This is a genomic window from uncultured Tenacibaculum sp. (assembly GCF_947495995.1).
Lineage (GTDB): Bacteria > Bacteroidota > Bacteroidia > Flavobacteriales > Flavobacteriaceae > Polaribacter.
The window spans coordinates 648,289-666,915 of record NZ_CANMAX010000001.1; the positions used below are offsets into that span (position 1 = coordinate 648,289).

An 18,627-nucleotide genomic window follows, 5' to 3' on the forward strand; every position below is an offset into this window, starting at 1 on the left:
ATAGAAGAAAAAACCTTTCGGAATTATTTTATGGCTACGACTTAATAGTTAAGCTTAAACTTAACATAAGTAATAGGTTTCCCTTCTTCTAAATATTGTTTTTCGTAGAAAGTTTGTGTACCTGTAACTTCTTCTGGAGAGTAATGATTCTTATATACATCGTGATTTGCATGCAATACCTCGTGACCTTCACCATGTAAAAGTCCTAATGTATAACCGTGCATAAACTCACTGTCTGTTTTAAGATTTATAACACCATCTTCTTTAAGAACTTGATGGTATTTTTTCAGAAAACTACTATTCGTCATACGATGTTTAGTTCTCTTGTATTTTATCTGAGGATCTGGGAAAGTAATCCAAATTTCATGCACTTCATTTTCAGCAAAAATAAAATCAATTAATTCTATTTGTGTTCTGATGAAAGCAACATTATTCATGTCATTTTCAAGAGCGGTTTTTGCACCTCTCCAAAAACGAGCACCTTTAATGTCGATTCCTATGAAATTAAAGTTTGGATTTTTTTCTGCTAAGGCAATAGTATATTCTCCTTTACCACAACCTAATTCAAGAACAATCGGATTATCATTCTTAAAAAAAGTATTCCACTTTCCTTTTAAAGAAAAATCGTTTACGACTTCTTCTCTAGTAGGCTGAATAACATTAGCAAAAGTTTCGTTTTCTCTGAAACGTTTGAGTTTGTTTTTACTTCCCAATATATAACGGCTTAAGCTTAGGCTCTATCTTCTGTTCCTTCTCTTTTAAACTTAAGAGCTTGAGAGATCCAGTAAGAAAGTAATGCAATAAGTATGAATAAGAAAAACCAATTGATAGCATTAGAAGTCCACCAACCAGCACTACTTTTTGCAAGAGATGTTCTAATCCACTCAAATGGAATGAATAAAACTTGAAAAACCTCACCTATAAATCTAAAAATATTTAATCCTAACATATCTTGATTATCTTTACGCCTGCAAAAATATAAAAAGAAAAAATGTTAACCAACTTTTTCAGTACAACTAAACCTGTAAATTCAATGTTTATTATAACATTGTTTATTTGTTATGTAGCTACAGGTTTTTTCACTGACTATGTAAGCCTTGTCAATATTCCTCTCTTTTTATGGTTTTTAACTTTGTTTGCAATTGTAAACTTTGTGAATTCTAGGAATGACCTTACGTTTGACAACTCTTACTTTTTCTTGTTTTTTGTGCTTTTATTAGGTTTTTTTCCGGAAACCTTTAAAATTAACACCACTTTTTACTCCAACATCGTTTTAACGTTATATGTAAGAAGAGTTTACAGTTTTCAATCTTCAAAGAATATTATAAAAAAACTATTTGATAGTGGTTTTTGGATTGGTATTTCTTTTTTAATTGAACCCTTTACTCTGTTGTTTTTTCCGTTAACTTTTCTAGCAATATTAATTCATGAACATATTGATATCAGAAGAATTTTATCTCCAATTCTTGGTTTTTTAGTTCCTCTTTTATTGTTCTTTACGTATTGCTTTTGGTACGATAACATTGCACAATTTGAGCAATTATTCAATTGGAATACATCTTATGATTTCAGCTTTTATAATAATTTTAGATACATAATATTGTTTAGTTTATTATTGCTTTTAGTCACAATATCTTCAGCTCTTAAAAGTCCGCAAACTTTACGAGTTAAAAACACATTTAGAAAAAGCTGGATTTTAGTTTGCCTTCACTTTTTCTTTTCTCTATTATTATTGTTAGTATTAAGAACCAGAAACGGAAGTGAGGTTTTATACATACTATTTCCTGCTGCTTTAGTAATTGCTAATGGATTTGAACTCTTTAGAAAGAAATGGTTTGCAGATATAATTATCTTGGTAATTTTAGCCGCTTCTTTACTGCCGTATTTTTATTAATTACATTTTCTGACCAAAAGCTAAATCTCCAGCATCTCCTAAACCAGGGACTATGTATCCTTTTTCGTTTAAGTCTTTATCAATATCAGCAATCCACAACGAAGTACTTACAGGAAAATGATTTTTGATATAATCTATTCCATCTAAAGAACCAATTGTTGATACAATATGTATTTGTTTTGGAGTTCCGTAATTTTTTAGTGCTGCATACACAGAAACCAAAGATCTTCCTGTGGCCAACATCGGATCAATTAACACCACTGTTTTTCCATCTATCGGAGGAGATGCAAAATATTCTACGATTATTTCGAATTCTTCAGAATTATTGGGATGATGTCTGTAAGCAGAAATAAAAGCATTTTCAGCATCGTCAAAATAATTTAAAACTCCATTATGTAATGGCAAACCTGCTCTTAAAATAGAACATAGCACAATTTCTTCATCTAATGTATCAACAACTTTAATTCCTAAAGGTGTTTTTATTTCTTTAGACTTATATGATAGATTCTTACTTAATTCGTAACCTAAAATTTCTCCAATTCTTTCAATATTCCTTCGGAATCTTAAACTATCTTTTTGAATTTTCTTATCTCTAATTTCAGCAATAAACTTATTTAAAATAGAATTTTTGTGTGCTAAATGGAATACCTTCATTGTTTTTGGAGCGTTAATGCTAAATGTTAATTAAACGATAAAGTTAAACATAGCTTTCACATATAAAAATTTGCGGTACAAATTTTGGTAAAAAAGTGGTAACTAAAAACGAAACTACTATGAAACGAAAATTACTATTGCTCGCATTTATTCCTGCATTTTTATTTTCTCAAAGCACACTAAGCAGTGCTAAACAAAGCTTAAGCAGCAGCTCTAGTTCTAGCTCTTCTTCTAGCAATGACGACTCTGATGATGATGACTCTGGAAATGACTTTAATTTCTTCTCTGCTTTTTTTGAAGATATTTTTTTGGATATTATGTATCGAACTACTTTAGGTATTGCTATTGGAGATGCTGAACCAACAGAAATAACTCCTTATCCGTACTTCTATGAAAATGTAGGAGAATATACCAGAAATTTTAGTCCAGAAAACAAAAGAATGAACCTAAAACTTGGTACAAACTACCTAATAAATCGAGTTAGAGGTTTAGAATTTAACGCTGTTTTTAAACCGCTACCAATTACTGGTATTGAAATTTCTCATATCAATTTTTCTGAAAGTACATTACAAACATCAGAAGCATTAAATATCACCTCAATAAATTTTAATTATTACAGAGTTAGAGAGCAAAATGTATCTATATGGTGGGGAGTTGGTGCGACTTATGTTGGTGATGGAGTAAATACTTGGGGTGGTTCATACAATATCGGCGTAGATATTTATCCTGTAAAACCGATAAGCTTGCATTTAGGTTGGAAACAAAGTTTTATAAACGAGAACACAGTAAATGTTTTTAAATCTCAGGTAAAATATCACATTAAAAAAACAGCATTATATACAGGATATCATAATTATAAATTAGGAAGCGAAACTGTATCTGGACTAGTATTAGGATTAGAATATACTTTTTAAATTATTCCTAAACCAAAAAGATTCCTGCTTTTTCAGCAGGAATCTAAGTGATAAAAATCAATTACATAGCATTTTTATCAAAACAAAAATTGTTATTAATTGCTTCTTCTTCGCTCTTCGTCGTTACCGAAATTTCTATCTCTTACTTTTATCTTTTTATTTCCAAAGCTATAAGACAAAGAAAAACGTATGTTTCTATTACTATCATTTTGTCCGTAAACTTGCTCAACTCCATCAACAACAGAAGTAAGATTATTTAAAGCACTTGTGTTGAAAATATCACTTGCTAAAACAGAAAGTTTAAGATTGTTTTTAAAATTATGTTGAAAACCTAGAGATACATTGTAGCTTTCTCCTACACTAAATAAACCTCCACTGTATTTAGAACTATACCATGTATTCACTAAAAACTTAGATTGTTTTGATAATGAAAATGTATGATTCGACGACGCTCTTACTTGAAATCCGTTTCTTGGTGTAGCTCCAATATCTTTTTGAAACTTTGAATAAAACCCTAACACATTAAAACTGTTTTGACTTTCCCACCAAGAAAAAAGGTTCGCATTGTAATTCTCTGAAATTCCGTAGTTATACTGAGTAATATAATTATCTCTAGTAACTATTTGAGTTTGTGCTACAGGATCTGAAGTAAAAATCACTCCAAAACCATCTGTAGTAACGGTTAAAAATAAATTCGAACTTAAATTTCTTTTATAAGTATGTGATAATTCGAAACTATCTGTAAATGATGGTTGTAAAAACGGATTTCCTTCACCAAAACTATTATCATTAATGTAATATCTAAATGGATTTAAATCTGAAAATCGAGGACGATCTACACGTTTTCCGTAAGAAAATGAAAAAGTGTGATTATCATTTTTATTGTACGATATATATACTGTTGGAAACAACTTTGTAAACTCGTTTTCTATCTCTTGATTTGTTTGCTCACTAATACCTTTTGTATTTGTACTTTCTAATCTAACCCCAACTTTTAATTCTAACTTTTTAGTTAAGTTAGTTCCAGCAGAAACATAAGCAGCTAAATTATTCTCTTCATATTCAAAATTATTAGATCTACTTGGATCTAAAATCGAGTTTCCAGAAAGTGTATCGAAAAATAAAATATTACTCTTCGTATTTGTAAAACTTGTTTTACCACCAAAAGATAAATTCACTTTGTTTATTGGGTAATTCACATCGATCTTTGAGCTATAATTTTCAATTGTTTGATCTGATATATTTAAGGCAGCAGAAGTAATTCCCATAGAATTTCCATCATTTCCAAAAACTTCAGTTGTAAAATCTCTATTGTTTTTTGCATTGTAATTAAAGTAATCTGCGTCAATAGAAATTGATCTACCAAGTGTATCTAACTTTGTTTCTGCATGAAAATTAATTGCATTATTTCTTCTATCAATTTTATTATCGCCTTTGTTTTCAATCCATCTATCTAATTGATTGTTCTGATCAAAAACTGTAGAAGTTACAGTTGTAAATCCGCCTGGTTTTGAAATGTTTCCTAAATATTGTAATCCTAAAGTTGTTTTTTCTGAAGCTTGATAGTCTACTTGAAATCTTCCTGAATAGTTTTCATTTCTCTCTTTTGATTGAATATCGATATCCCAAAAGTTTTGCGGATACTGAATTTGTAAATCTTCTGTATGTTTGAAATGACCTTTTGTAGCATTTACACTAGCAACTAACGATATGTTATTCTTATTGTAAGAAAAATTGTTTCTGATAGAACCAAAATTAAATTCATTCTGGTTGTAAACTACTGTCGATAAATTATTCCAAGAATTTAACTTCGACTTTTTTAATATAATATTGATTAAACCTCCTCTACCAGCAGCTTCAAATTTTGCAGGCGGAGTTGTAATTACTTCTATGTTTTTAATATCATTAGCATTTAATCCCTCTAAAAAAGTAGTTAACTCTTCACCTTCTAAAGGAGATAATCGTCCGTTTATTAAAACTCTTGAAGGTCCTTTTCCTAAAATCTCTAAAACTCCGTTTTGAATTTGAACTCTTGGCGCTACATTTAAAATATCAACACCGTTTCCTCCTTCTGCAACAACACTTTTCTCTACATCAAAAATTAGTCGATCTACTTTCTGCTGAATCACTCTTCTTTTAGATTGAATAACTACTTCATCTAAATTTTCTGCATTTTCTATTAATTTGATCTCTCCTAAGTCAACAATGTTGATAATCTCTATTTGCTTTTTCCAATCTTTATACCCTAAGAAAGAAACCACAATTGTATATTTTCCTTTAGGTGTTTTAAGTGTAAAATTTCCTTTTTCGTTTGAGTTGGTTCCTGTGACAATTTTTCCAGAATTATCTTTCAAAAAGATATTTGCAAAAGCTATTTCTCCAATTGTATCTACAACCTTTCCTTTTACTTCTTGTCCATTAATAAATAATGAAAAAATTAAAAATGTTACTAAAGCTAAACGTTTCATGTTTTTGTGTTTTTTTGTTTTGATGACACAAAAGTGCTTTAGACTTCGTTGATACACGACCGATAACACAAAGTCGAACCTTTTTCTTACTCAAAAAATGGTTCGACTATTTTTTTAAAACGTTCGACTTTACGCTAAACAACTGATTTCCTGTATTGTGTAGGTGTTTTTCCAGTATGTTTTTTAAATGCGGTATTGAATGAAGATTTTGAATTAAAACCTACTTCATATAAGATTTCCAAGACTGTTACTTTGGTTTTTGTAACGTCTGAAAGTATTTTTTTTGCTTTTTCAATTCGATATTCATTAATGAAATCGAAGAAATGTTGATTCAGTTTTTGATTGATTAAAACCGATAAATCTCGCATTGGCATTTTCATATGTTCAGCAAGTTTACGAATGGTTAAATCTGGGTTCAAATAAGGTTCTTCTGCTTCCATGTATTTTTTTAAATCCTGAATTTTTGTGTCGTCTTCTTCAACCTCTTTTTCTATCTCTTTAGATGTAGAAAGATTTACATCTATCCCTCTAAATAATTTTGGAGAGTTTAATGCTTTCAGAAATAACCAGAAAATGAAAAACACACCAAATAACAACAACACAATTCTAAGAATTTGGGTGAGTTCATCGTTATCTACATAATCTCTTACGTAGCCTTTAATTAGTGTTAACACATGACCAATTGTTATTAAAATCAATAATTGTTTTAACCAATTGTAGTTTTTTAAAACATCTGAATTTGTATAATTCTCTAGAATTAATTTTCGATATCGTAATACGTAATACAAAGTCGCTAAGAAATATCCTAAAGAAACAAACTGACCTAAAATATCTAAAAATTTAATTTCCCACTGTGAATCAAAATCAGCAAAAAAAGCTTCTTTAGCAGCAGTATCTGCAAGAAAAAAATTAGACAGCAATATAACTATACTAAATACCCAAAATAAACTATGAAATATATGAATTCTTCGAAGTTTAAAATTAGAATATATCACCGAAAGCACATATAAGAACAATAAAGGATCTTTAAAAGCTGATAATTTGATTCGTAACATTTCTAGATTCAAATTTGGTGTTATAAACATTGAATAGAAAAATACGCTGATATCTAAAGCTGTTACAATTAAAAAGCTCGCCAATAAAATATTGTTTAGCTTTTTATTGGTTTTTACTGTTAGTAGAAATCCTGCAAAGAATAAAAACAACAAGAAAATAATAAAACCTAAAACTGCTATTACAGAAACTTGATTCATAAATTAAGAATTAAATGCTTGTTTCCTATACTGTGTAGGAGTCACGTTTGTATACTTTTTAAATGCTGTATTAAAAGACGATTTTGAATTAAACCCTACGTCGTATAGAATTTCTAACACCGTTAACTTCGGATTACTTTTATCTGTTAACAAATGCATTGCCTTTTTAATTCTGTATTCATTTACAAAATCGAAAAAATGCTGGTTGAGATCGTGATTTATCGCTATAGAAAGTTCTCTTGGTGGAATTTTCATTTGCTGCGCTAGGTTTCGAATGGATAAAGACGGATTTAAAAAAGGTTTTTCTGCATCCATGAATTCGCGTAAACGATTTATTATTTCTTGATTCTCTTTATTTTCATCTGTTTCTTGAAGTAAATCTTTAGTAAGTTTTGTTTTAGAATCGACACCTTTAAATAAATCTGGATTATTTAATGCTTTTAAGATATACCAACAAGTAATTAGCAAAATAGAGAATACCAAAACTACTTGTGAATTAGAAAAAATAGCTGCCTCAACATCTGAGTATTTAAATATGTTTTTTATAAAAGCCAGTGAAAAGATTACAATCCAAAAAATTACAATTTGATACAACCAACGATATGCTTGAATTGCATTACCTGAATGATTTTCAAAGAATATATTTTTAGCTCTTCTCAATACAACAATACTCATTACATAATAATAGATGGATTGTATATGCATAGAAATATGCATAAAAATAAGTTCTGGAGTGTAAATAAGATTTGGTAATATTTGTTCTTGTACTTCTCTAGTTCCTAAATAAAGTCTTGGTGTCATTACCAAATTCCCGACAATAAAAAAAAGTAAATGCCACAGGTGTTTTTTTTGTAGTTTAAAATCTGAATAACAAACAGAGCAAACGTATAAATAAAACACAGGTGTTAATAAGTAATAACTTGTGTTTTTAAACATAAAAAGCGAAAGAGACATTGTAACAAAATCGTGTATAAAAAAACCACTTGTTTCAATAGAACTCAGAATTAAAAAAGCACCAAACAATCGATTACTCAATTTATTTTCAGCCTTTACAGAGAAAATAAATATGGCAAATAGCAATGTTATAAACGTGGCAAGAATTCCTATGAATACTCTTATATCTAAATCATTCATTTTTTTCGCTTCAATTCAAATATAAATGAATATTATTTTATGCTCTTTACAAAGCACAAAATTCTTTCAATTCCTTAATTATCTCCTCTCTATTTTCGATGTGACTCATATGTCCGTTAGACACAGTTACAAGTGGAGTATTCGTTCTTTTAGCTTCTTCCTGAATTTCTGAAACATGCAAAACAGGATCTTTTTTTCCAGTAATAATTAGTTTTTTAAAATTAGTGCTAACCAAAACTTCTTCTCGGTTTTTTCTAAGTTTCATTCCTTCTGTACATGCTATGTATCCTTGAACAGGAGTTTTTAACGCATCTTGCCTACATGCTTCAATTTCTTCTTTAAACTCTTGATATGTTTCACTAGCAAACAAATTATTAATAGACATTGAAACCAATGTTTTATAATTTGTTTTCGCCATAGCTATAGCTCTATTCCTTATTTTTTTACGTTCTTCTGAATCTGATTGCGATGTAGCATTTAACAAACATAAACCTTCAAATATTTCAGGATGTTTCTCAGCTAAAGCCAAAGCAACGTAACCTCCCATAGAATGACCAATCGCAGTTATTTTACTAATGTCCTCCTTTTCTAGTATTTGATGAACAACTGCCGCCATTTCTTCCATTGTATGAATATAGCCCAAACACTCTGATTCTCCGTGACCTAACAAATCTACAGTAATGATTTTATATTCATTTTTCAATTCATCAATCAAAAAACTCCACATTTCAGAACGCTCTAAAAACCCATGTAACAACATAAGAATCTTACCTCCACTACCGTAAATACTATAGTTTACCTTAGCATTTTTATATACCATACAACTTCTCATGACGCAAAAATATGTATCTTTCAAGTTTAAAACGTAAAAAAGAGGAGTTGTTATATCATAATACATACGTACACAAAACATCTTCGGAATGGGTAACTTTTGTTCATGGAGCTGGTGGAAGCAGTACCATCTGGTTTAAACAAGTTCGAGAGTTTAAAAAACACTTTAATGTTCTTATTTTAGATTTAAGAGGACATGGAAGAAGCAAACCATCGTTAGGTCAGCTTTTTAAAAGTGAATATACTTTTGATGTTGTTACAAAAGACATTATTGAAGTTTTACAACATGTAAAGATTAAAAAGTCTCACTTTATTGGAATTTCTTTAGGTTCTATTTTAATACGAAACCTTGCAGAAAAAAAGCCTGAATTGGTAAAAAGTATGATTTTAGGCGGAGCAATTTTAAAACTAAATTTTAGATCTCAGTTATTAATGAAATTGGGAAATATTTTTAAGTCTATCGTTCCGTATATGTTATTATACAAGTTATTTGCTTTTATAATAATGCCTAGAAAAAACCATCAAAAATCTAGACTTTTATTTATTAATGAAGCTAAAAAGTTATACCAAAAAGAGTTTTTAAAATGGTTTAAGCTTACTTCAGAAATCAATCCGTTATTACGTTTTTTCAGAGCAAAAGAGATTAAAATTCCAACCTTATATATTATGGGAGCAGAAGATCATTTGTTCTTACCTTCTATCAAGCGAGTAGTTAAAGATCATCTTAACTCTACATTATACGTTATAGAGAAATGTGGACATGTTGTTAATGTAGAACAACCAAATATTTTCAATACAAAAACAATTGACTTTATCGCTTCTTTAAATTCAAACAATTCGTAAATGAAAAATCCTAAAAAAGAAATACTCATCGTTGGTTTTGCCTTATTTTCAATGTTTTTTGGAGCAGGAAATCTTATTCTTCCTCCTTTTTTAGGTAAAAATGCTGCCAATGCATGGCTTTGGGTAACTTTAGGTTTTTTTATTACTGCTGTTTTTATTCCAATTCTTGGAATTTTAGCTCATGCGCGTTTACAAGGAACAATGTATGATTTCGGGAAGAAAGTATCACCTACATTTAGCCTAATATATTGTTTAATTGTGTATGCTATTTCCGTTGCTTTGCCTGCACCTAGAACAGCTTCTGTAACACATGAAATGGCAATTGCACCATACTTCGGAACCAGTTCAATTCTAACTAGTAGTATTTATTTCGCACTCGTGTTTTTATTTGTAATGAATCGAAGTAAAATCTTAAATATTATTGGACGTTTTTTAACTCCTTTAATTATTATAATTCTACTTTCTATTATCTGTATCGGAATATTTTCTACAAATACAATTACAGCAATCACAAGTTTTAAAACTCCGTTTGTAGATGGTCTTTTAGAAGGTTATCAAACTTTTGACGCTATCGGAGCTGTAGTAATTGGTGGTGTTTTGGTAATTTCTATGAACTTTAAAAAAGAAGCTTCTTTTCAAGAAAAAAGAGAATTAATAACTAAATCTGGTTTGGTTGCCGGATTAGGTTTACTCATTATCTATGCTGGCTTAATATATAATGGCGCTTTATTTGGAAGTACTTTTTCTGAATCTGCTACAAGAACAGAAGTGTTAACTGGATTAAGCACAAAAACTCTTGGAAACATTGGAACAACATTCTTAAATGTTTTAGTTTCTCTTGCTTGTTTTACTACTGCTGTAGGAATTATCACTGGTACTTCTGATTATTTCAAAGGATTGTTTGATAATTCACAAAAAGCTTATACTATAACTGCTGTAATTGGTTCGATATTAGGTATAGTAATGGGACAATTTGATGTACATCACATTATACACATTGCCATTCCTGCGTTAATGTTTATTTACCCAATAACTATCGTGTTGATACTATTAAACTTGTTACCAGAAAAAATGGCTACTGGCCGTGTTTTTAAAGCTGTAGTAATAGCAACATTGGTTTTTAGTATTCCAGACTTTTTCCAATCTATTGCAAAAAGCGACAGCATTACAAAAATTCAAGAACATATCCCTTTAGCAAAATCAAATCTTGGTTGGGTTTTACCTGCTTTGTTAACTTTTATTGTAACGCTGTTTGTAAAAAAACAAGAAGCTTAGAATCTGTATCCTACGTTTAAACCTATTCTTGGTACAACTTCTGGTGCTGTTTCTGTAAAAAAGTTTCTACCTAAACCACCTAAAACACTTACCATGAATCCTCCATTAGAAACATATTTTGTTCCTACAGAAATTCCTAATGCGCCATCGGTGTAAGAAACACCATCGTCGTTTTTTCCTGAGTTTATTCCCATAAAAATTTCTCCGAAATAGTTCCAGTTTCTTGCTGAAGTGAAATAATGACGGAAAAATGGAGAAATCATATTGTCTTCGTTATATCTAAAATCAGAGCTTCTTCCTTGAAAGTTAAATAATGCAGATGCTCCTACAGATGATTGTTCTCCGATATAATATTCGTAAGTAACTTCTAAAGTTTTTACTGCTAATGCATCAGCTAAATCTATACTTACTTCTTGTTGCGCTTGTAAAAAGTTTACACTTAAAATTGTTAAAACTACAATTAGCTTTTTCATGAAAGAATAATTAAAATGATTAATTAAATTACTTGTTTTAATATACGATCAAAAACTATACAAAAGTTGCGAATTCAATTATATTTTTTCTAGAAAATGGCTTTCAACTGAATCGTTCCAGAGTGTATTGCTCTTGAATTTTCACTTTTTCGTCCAAAATAATTTAGACTTAAATTTAAAAATGAATTGATCTTTTGATTAAATAAGGCATTCCATGTGAAATTTCTCCCTGCTTGCAAACCTTCTAATATTTGATAACCTACTGGAGAATTTGCACTACCTTCAAAATCGTTCACAAACATAGAAAAATCTGCAGAAATTTGATTCTTCTTTTTCGTAACATAGAAATAATTTAACCCTACTTGATGTTGGTTTAACATTTCTAAACCAGCAATTGTATTTTTCTTATCCTTTAGCTGATAAAAGAAAGAAAAACGATGATCTCTATTAAAAAGATAACTCAATTTAGGATGTACAGTTTTATTAACCAAGTTATAATTTCTGTTTGCAAAATTCTCTGTGTCTAATATATTTTCTCCATAAGAAGAAGAAAGTTCAAACAACCAAGATGTTGCAAACTTATGTTTGAATTCAAACTGATGAATTAATGCATTATTCTCTTGTGTTCCGATGGAAAACTGTTGTTTATTTCTAGATTTTCCGTAAGTATAAATCCAACTATAATGTTGAAGATTTCGATTAAAGAAAAAAGAGTTTCGAATATTAAACTGTAAACTTAACAGTCCGTTTTCATCTAAATTAAACGGATTAAAATTAAATCCGTCTTCAATTCTTCTTCGTTCATTATTAATGGTAAGAAAGGTTTGATTATAAAAATATGATGATAATTTTTTCCATCCTTTTTTAGTTTTCCATTGTGATGGATTTATTGTGATTGACTGTTTTAAAACGACTTTTTGAGTAGGTAAAAAACTAATGTTAGGCAGAGGAACACGTAAATATTCTGCCTGATCTTGGAACTCTGCGATTTCAAATTCCTCGAACTGTTGAATTCCGTCATTGTTATAATCATTCCATGTATAAAAACCTTGACCAGGTTCTGTTTTCACATAAACAAAATCTTGTTGAGCTATATTTCCAGAAGACGTTTCATAAACGGTTCCTAAAGTTAGAAAACGCTTAAATAATTGTTGATTGTATACTACTTTAGAATTTAATGATTGTCTGTTTTCCTCAAACTTGTTATCTGTAAATCGATAATTGGCATATAGTGACAAATTCGTTTTCTCATTCTGAATCAACCTGCTATCTAAATACAATGTATTTCTATTATTAATTTGTGTGAATTGATTATTTCTGATACTATCATTTGTTCGGTAATTCAGTCCAATTTTAGCAAACACTTTTGTAGAATCTCCTATTCCATAATACCCTTCATATTCTTGGAATTGATGACTTAACAGACTACGATTATTTGTTGTTCGATTTTTAATTTCATTAGTTTCAGCACCAATAAAACCACCAATCCAAGATTTCCCTAAACTATAAGTTCCTTTAGAATACAAACGAAAAAAAGCATCTTTATCAGCAATAGAAGTATTTGATAGAAAGCTACTTTTAATTTGAAAATCAAGTTTGTTTCTCTTCAATCTTGACTGAAATTCATGTTTATTTCCATTAAAACTCTCGGAAAAGTTTAAATGATTAAAACTATATACCAAATAGTTGTTTTTATCTTTCTCTAAATTCAGCTTTGTTACAACCTGATTTTGATTTCCTAATTGCTCTCTAACATTCCAATCACGATTAAATTCTACACTTCTAAATCGCTGTACTGTTCTAAAGTTCTCTTGTACAAACTCGTAATCAAAAGTACTTTTCAACTTCCATGTTCCATCGATAATCGTTTGATTCCATTTTAATTTTGATGCAACTTGCTGATTTTTTTCATCATCTAAAGAAGAAAATAAATTCTGATCACTATCGCTGTACGCTAATTCTGCCTGAATTGTTGTTTTTTCAGTCGGATTATAAGCGGAGTTGACCACGGCAACTTGTAAACTTGTAGGAGCATTTAATCGAATAACAGGCTCAAAGTTTCCTAAATTCTGACCAACATACCTGTAAATTGTTCCTGTGGCAATTGTTCGATCTACGACATAACTTCCTCTATTTGTCCCAACATTTGAAAAAGTAACAGAAAACAGTTCTGCATCTTCATCGGTAGAAAACTCAAAAACTTCAATTCCTCCAACGGTTACTTTTCGATATTGAATTCTATTTGGTGAAAACTGATCTTCGAAAGCACTCGATGCTACCATTTGAGAAATGTCATTTCCTGCATTAGCCAAAATTTGTTTTTGCGCATCAGTTAAACTTTGTTGAATTGGTTGATTTTTAGCATCATTTTCGTTGTAAAAATATCCTGAAAGCGTAAACTTATCGTTTTTATATTGAGCTTTTTCATAAGTAATAAAACGAGTATAGTTCTGATCTGAAAACTGAAATTCTACTCGAATCCTCATATCATTTGTAATTGGATACGTTGTATTAAAACGGATTTCTGCCAAATTATAATCAATAATATAATCTTTGTTTTCTCCTCTTTCTAATTGAATTCCGTTTACAAAAACAGCATCACTACCAGCTACAATGACTATGTTTGCCTGGTTATTGGGACCGAATATTTTATACGGACCTTGATTACCTTCTACTCCAACAAAATTAAACACAGAAAATCGTCCGCGTACAACAGCACCTGAAGCAGCAACGTTAAAATGATCACTTAAATTTGCGTTTACTTGCAGACCAGAAACCTGTTTATCAAAATTGAGAAAGTAACTGTCTTTATTTTCTAATGAAACATCTCCTCCTTTTACTTTCCAATTCTTACTAAATAATTCAATAAAAATCCGATCAAAATCAGTTAAACTTTGTGAATAACCGTTTTGCTGAAGCGGAAAATTTGTATCGAAGATATTTGCTCGTATAGATACTTCTTTAGATAATTTTCCTTCAAGAGTTAGATCTAAAGAAGCGTTGGTAACAGCATTCTGATTATTTCCTGCTGTGATTCCCCGAGATATGAATCCTTGTGTTTTTAAACCATCGAAAAGTTTAAAATCTTTTTTCTTTTTATTGGTGGTTAAACTGTATAGTTTATCTGTTCGGTTCGTGTTTGGAACAATTAAACTTTCATCTAAAATTGAATAAGTCTGCGTAAGAAAGTCTGGAAATCGCAAGTATTCTATTGTAATTTCAGAAAATTCTTTCGCGTTAAGAATTAGTTTAGCCTTTGGGAAATTAACTTGATATTTATGCTTTGGAATAGTATCTCCTTTTGCATTTAGCAACTTAAAAAACGTCGGATTAATACTAACAGAATCTATCTGAATCGTATCGTTTTTTACAGCTACTTTTTTTGATCGAAATTCTTTAAGATTTCTCTGACTAAACCCAGCTGTAGTGATTAACAGAAAAAAAATAAATACTCTTTTGATCATATGTTGTACAACGTATAGAAATCAAAAATAGTTTATTCTTAGGTAATGGTTACGAATTACAATGTTAAAAGGAAATCATTACAATAATTACTCATAAAAACTAACTACAACCGCAATCTGGTCCACAACCATCTTTTTTAGATTTAAAAATAAATTTCCTACCTAAAAAAAGAACTGCTAGTATTACAATTGAGTATGTTATAATCTCTTGAGTCATTATTGTAAAATTTGAAATGTTAATAATGCAGAGATGTACGCTAAAGCTCCCATTCCAAATAATTGGATTAATGGCCATTTCCAACTGTTAGTTTCTCGTTTAACAATAGCTAATGTTGCCATACATTGCATTGCAAATGCATAGAAAATCATTAACGACATTCCTGTTGCAAAATTGAAACGTTTTTAAATTTTTTTTAAAAATCTAGTAATATTTGATATATTGTCTTTAAAAACTATGCAATAGAAAGTAATTCCTAAGAATTTATAATTTTTCTCGATTAAAACCCTTTAATGTTTCTCTAATTAAACCCAACAATCACAAAAAAGTAAAAAGTGACTCTAATAATTATTAGGATCACTTTTTATTATTTTATTTAGTCTTTAAACGGAATAGACTTGTTTTCAGCTCTTTTTTTAACAAACATTATAATACCTATTATTAAAATAATAGCTCCAAGAATCATAATCGTAAAACTATGATTAAAGCCTTGCTTTTTTAGGGTGCAATATTCCAAAAATTATAATCCCTTAATAAAAAGCAGTCAAAGAGCATTTATTATTTTTTTAGTTTAAATAAACTATAAAGAAAAATAATTAACCAAAAAGAAACATAAATAATATTTTTGAAACTCAATTGAACAGAATCCTTATTGAGAAAAAACATTATGAAGAAATAGGCGGTATTTAATAAAGAAATAATAAATATTATTAGATTAAATGTTTTTGTTTGAAAAAAAATCATGAATAAACTTTAAGTTATAATTTAGAGTCTTAAATAATTGCTTTATTTAAGACTTTAAATATAGATAATTTTACTAGACTTGTAGTTACAGAATAATTAAGATTATTCTTGATTAGCCAACTCTATCCCATCAGAAATACCATCATAAATAGCCTTCCCTCCTGAGTATATGAGAGAAGCTACTGCTATTACAGCTAATACCGTTCCTACATCTCCACCTGAGACAGTTTCTAATTGTTCATCACTAAGTTCCATATCTTCGTTATTAATATTTCTTGGAATATTAATGTAAATCTTAGAACTATCTGTTTGATCTTCGACTACTAAATTTACTTTCTCATCAAATTTAGTTTGTGCAAATTCTTCAATTGTCTCTTTAGGGTTGGAAATTAATTGCGATTTAAATGTATTATCTTCCCATGACTTAACTACTAATTTGTTAAGTAATTCTTGTGTTTCTTCTTTTTGTTCCCTCGTTAATATCATAAGATTACTTTAATTGACTTGCAATGTGATATGTTAAACCTACAACAGCATGGTAAATTACTTCATAAACTAAGTTTGGAGTATGCTCATGCTTTGCTTCACCTCCAGAAACAACTTCTAGTTGCTCATCTGTTAATTCAAAATTACCTAAATCAATCTTTCTTGGTATATTTAGATATATTGTATTTTCATTTGTTTGATCTTCTACAACTACATTCCCTTTAAATTCTTGACCTAAAACTTCTGATATTGTAGCTTCAGGATTCTTAATTAGTTCTTCTTTAAAAGTTGCATTCTCCCATGCCTTTTGTACTAATTCATTGTATAGATCTTGACCTTTTTGTTGTTGTTCTAATGTTAATTTCATTTTATAATAAGTTTTTAAAGTTGAATTGTTGGACTTGGATCGAAATCTCCAGTTGGATTAAAGATTAATATGATATCTTTTAATGGATTATCACCTGTAAAAGGATCCGTAGTTCCTCCTGAAACTAATTCTAATTGCTCTTCATTTAATTCTACATCTTCCATTTTCTTTTCAGCAGGAATATTGATATAAACAGTAGACTCATCAGTTTGATCTCTTACTATAAGCGTTTTACCTTCCGGAAGAGTTAACTTAGCTCCAGTCAACTTTTCAATAACAGCAACTGGATTAGCAATTAATTCTTGTTTAAAAGCATTATCTTCCCATGCCTTATTTATTACATCTTGTAATAACTTTTGTTCTTTTGTTAATTCCATAATTTTTAATTTATTATTGTATTTATATTAATTAGTTTTTATTATCTCCACCTAAAATTGGTATAATTGGAAAAGGAATGGCTATCAAGTAACTTAAACTAGCTCCTCTTGTAACAGCTTCTAACTGTTATTCATTTAATTCAATATTTTCTACAGAAATATTAATGTAAACTACTGATTCATCTGATTGACCTCTCACTACAAGCTTGTTTCCTTCTAGAAAACCATTTTTTACATGTTTCCTTATCTATAGTAGTAACTGGATAAACAATTAATTCCTGTTTAAATGCATAATCTTCTCTTTCCCTATATATAACCGTTAGTAATAATTTTTAATCTTTTATTAACTCAACAATTGAAAGTTAGTTTTATATTTGGAAGAAATCAGCTAAAGATGGAGTAAGAACTCTAACCAAAGTTTTTACAATATCTTCTCCACCTGCTACCGCTTCAAGTTGTTCCTCTGTCAATTCTAAATTTTCAATATCAGGTTTAACAGGTATATTTAAATACACTACATCTTTTTCAGTTTGATCAAACACCTTTAACTTTTTTCCTTCTTTTACACTCAATTTCTCTCCTGTTAACCCTTCAATAGCATTTATTGGATTTGAAATTAACCCTTGCTTAAAAGCATCATCTTCCCACGCTTTAACTATTATTTTCTGAAATAATTCTTGATCTTTAGTAGATTTCATATTTTTTTTGTTAATGTATTGTAAAAGTATTTTTATAACACCATATAAAAATGACAATCAACACGTTAAAACTGATTTAATCATTTCCTGCATAAGGGCCTGTTGAAGGCTTAATAGGGTTTATAAAATCATCTCGATCACTTGGGTCTCCGAAAGGAATATCAGGAAATGTCACCCATGGATTAATCGTTCCTCCAGACACTGCTTCCAGCTGATCTTCATTTAACTCTACATCCTCCATATTAGGTTCAGCAGGGATATTTATATATACTGTAGATTCATTAGTTTGATCTCTTACTACTAATGTTTTCCCTTCTGGTAAATTCACCTGTTGTCCAGTAAGTTTTTCAATAGCTGCTACTGGATTTGCAACTAACTCTTGCTTAAAGCTTTCATCTTCCCAAGCTTTATGTATTACTTCTTGTAATAATTCTTGTTCTTTAGTTAATTCCATAATACGTTTTTATTATTATTAAGATATGGTAAAGATAGTTTGACAAAGAGGTGTAAAAACGACAAGAACACTGACAAAACT

Annotated in this window: 20 protein-coding genes; 4 read left to right on the plus strand and 16 right to left on the minus strand. The window is 29.6% G+C overall.

Annotated features, from left to right (window positions below; all coding sequences use genetic code 11):
- Positions 1-41 precede the first annotated feature (41 nt).
- Positions 42-713, minus strand: a complete 672-nt coding sequence (gene trmB / locus Q1A15_RS02920; RefSeq protein WP_299618496.1) for a tRNA (guanosine(46)-N7)-methyltransferase TrmB — start codon at positions 711-713, stop codon at positions 42-44.
- A 17-nt stretch (positions 714-730) separates the two neighbouring features.
- A complete protein-coding gene (locus Q1A15_RS02925; RefSeq protein WP_299618499.1) occupies positions 731-949 on the minus strand; it encodes a hypothetical protein in 219 nt (72 codons plus the stop codon).
- A gap of 42 nt (positions 950-991) precedes the next feature.
- Between Q1A15_RS02925 and Q1A15_RS02930 the strand changes: the two genes are divergently transcribed.
- Positions 992-1,894, plus strand: coding sequence for a DUF6427 family protein (locus tag Q1A15_RS02930; RefSeq protein ID WP_299618501.1), 903 nt, complete (start codon positions 992-994; stop codon positions 1,892-1,894).
- Here the strand turns inward: Q1A15_RS02930 and upp are convergent, their stop codons facing one another.
- Positions 1,895-2,548, minus strand: coding sequence for a uracil phosphoribosyltransferase (gene upp / locus Q1A15_RS02935; protein ID WP_299618504.1), 654 nt, complete (start codon positions 2,546-2,548; stop codon positions 1,895-1,897).
- A gap of 119 nt (positions 2,549-2,667) precedes the next feature.
- Between upp and Q1A15_RS02940 the strand changes: the two genes are divergently transcribed.
- A complete protein-coding gene (locus Q1A15_RS02940) occupies positions 2,668-3,462 on the plus strand; it encodes a hypothetical protein (RefSeq protein ID WP_299618507.1) in 795 nt (264 codons plus the stop codon).
- Positions 3,463-3,557: 95 nt separating this feature from the next.
- Here Q1A15_RS02940 and Q1A15_RS02945 read toward each other — a convergent pair whose 3' ends face one another.
- The 4 genes from Q1A15_RS02945 to Q1A15_RS02960 form a co-directional block, all read right to left on the minus strand.
- A complete protein-coding gene (locus Q1A15_RS02945) occupies positions 3,558-5,930 on the minus strand; it encodes a TonB-dependent receptor (RefSeq protein ID WP_299618510.1) in 2,373 nt (790 codons plus the stop codon).
- Between the two features lie 134 nt (positions 5,931-6,064).
- A complete protein-coding gene (locus Q1A15_RS02950) occupies positions 6,065-7,183 on the minus strand; it encodes a helix-turn-helix domain-containing protein (RefSeq protein ID WP_299618513.1) in 1,119 nt (372 codons plus the stop codon).
- Between the two features lie 3 nt (positions 7,184-7,186).
- Positions 7,187-8,317, minus strand: a complete 1,131-nt coding sequence (locus Q1A15_RS02955; RefSeq protein ID WP_299618516.1) for an AraC family transcriptional regulator — start codon at positions 8,315-8,317, stop codon at positions 7,187-7,189.
- A 46-nt stretch (positions 8,318-8,363) separates the two neighbouring features.
- Entirely contained in the window at positions 8,364-9,149 is a 786-nt protein-coding gene (locus Q1A15_RS02960) for an alpha/beta hydrolase (RefSeq protein WP_299618519.1), read from the minus strand.
- 47 nt (positions 9,150-9,196) lie between these two features.
- Between Q1A15_RS02960 and Q1A15_RS02965 the strand changes: the two genes are divergently transcribed.
- Together Q1A15_RS02965 and brnQ are read left to right on the plus strand one after the other, a co-directional pair.
- A complete protein-coding gene (locus tag Q1A15_RS02965; protein WP_299619775.1) occupies positions 9,197-9,991 on the plus strand; it encodes an alpha/beta hydrolase in 795 nt (264 codons plus the stop codon).
- Entirely contained in the window at positions 9,992-11,266 is a 1,275-nt protein-coding gene (gene brnQ / locus Q1A15_RS02970; protein WP_299618522.1) for a branched-chain amino acid transport system II carrier protein, read from the plus strand. It begins immediately after the preceding gene.
- Here brnQ and Q1A15_RS02975 read toward each other — a convergent pair.
- From Q1A15_RS02975 to Q1A15_RS03015, 9 genes are all read right to left on the minus strand, one after another.
- Positions 11,263-11,739, minus strand: coding sequence for a hypothetical protein (locus tag Q1A15_RS02975; RefSeq protein WP_299618525.1), 477 nt, complete (start codon positions 11,737-11,739; stop codon positions 11,263-11,265). The two genes, brnQ and Q1A15_RS02975, sit on opposite strands and share 4 nt — an antisense overlap.
- 89 nt (positions 11,740-11,828) lie before the next feature.
- A complete protein-coding gene (locus tag Q1A15_RS02980) occupies positions 11,829-15,203 on the minus strand; it encodes a hypothetical protein (RefSeq protein ID WP_299618528.1) in 3,375 nt (1,124 codons plus the stop codon).
- Positions 15,204-15,303: 100 nt separating this feature from the next.
- Positions 15,304-15,420, minus strand: coding sequence for a FeoB-associated Cys-rich membrane protein (locus tag Q1A15_RS02985; protein WP_299618531.1), 117 nt, complete (start codon positions 15,418-15,420; stop codon positions 15,304-15,306).
- On the minus strand, positions 15,420-15,581 hold the full coding sequence (locus Q1A15_RS02990) for a hypothetical protein (protein ID WP_299618534.1): 162 nt from the start codon (positions 15,579-15,581) through the stop codon (positions 15,420-15,422). Before Q1A15_RS02990 ends, Q1A15_RS02985 begins: the two co-directional genes overlap by 1 nt.
- 685 nt (positions 15,582-16,266) lie before the next feature.
- The gene (locus tag Q1A15_RS02995; protein WP_299618537.1) at positions 16,267-16,650 is read right to left on the minus strand and encodes an NHLP leader peptide family RiPP precursor; all 384 of its coding nucleotides are present in this window, start codon (positions 16,648-16,650) and stop codon (positions 16,267-16,269) included.
- 4 nt (positions 16,651-16,654) lie between these two features.
- Positions 16,655-17,017, minus strand: a complete 363-nt coding sequence (locus Q1A15_RS03000; RefSeq protein ID WP_299618540.1) for a hypothetical protein — start codon at positions 17,015-17,017, stop codon at positions 16,655-16,657.
- Positions 17,018-17,031: 14 nt separating this feature from the next.
- Complete coding sequence (locus Q1A15_RS03005) at positions 17,032-17,394, minus strand: NHLP leader peptide family RiPP precursor (RefSeq protein WP_299618543.1); 363 nt, start codon at positions 17,392-17,394, stop codon at positions 17,032-17,034.
- 368 nt (positions 17,395-17,762) lie between these two features.
- Positions 17,763-18,092, minus strand: coding sequence for an NHLP leader peptide family RiPP precursor (locus Q1A15_RS03010; RefSeq protein WP_299618547.1), 330 nt, complete (start codon positions 18,090-18,092; stop codon positions 17,763-17,765).
- Positions 18,093-18,168: 76 nt separating this feature from the next.
- On the minus strand, positions 18,169-18,546 hold the full coding sequence (locus Q1A15_RS03015; RefSeq protein ID WP_299618550.1) for an NHLP leader peptide family RiPP precursor: 378 nt from the start codon (positions 18,544-18,546) through the stop codon (positions 18,169-18,171).
- Between the last annotated feature and the right edge of the window lie 81 nt (positions 18,547-18,627).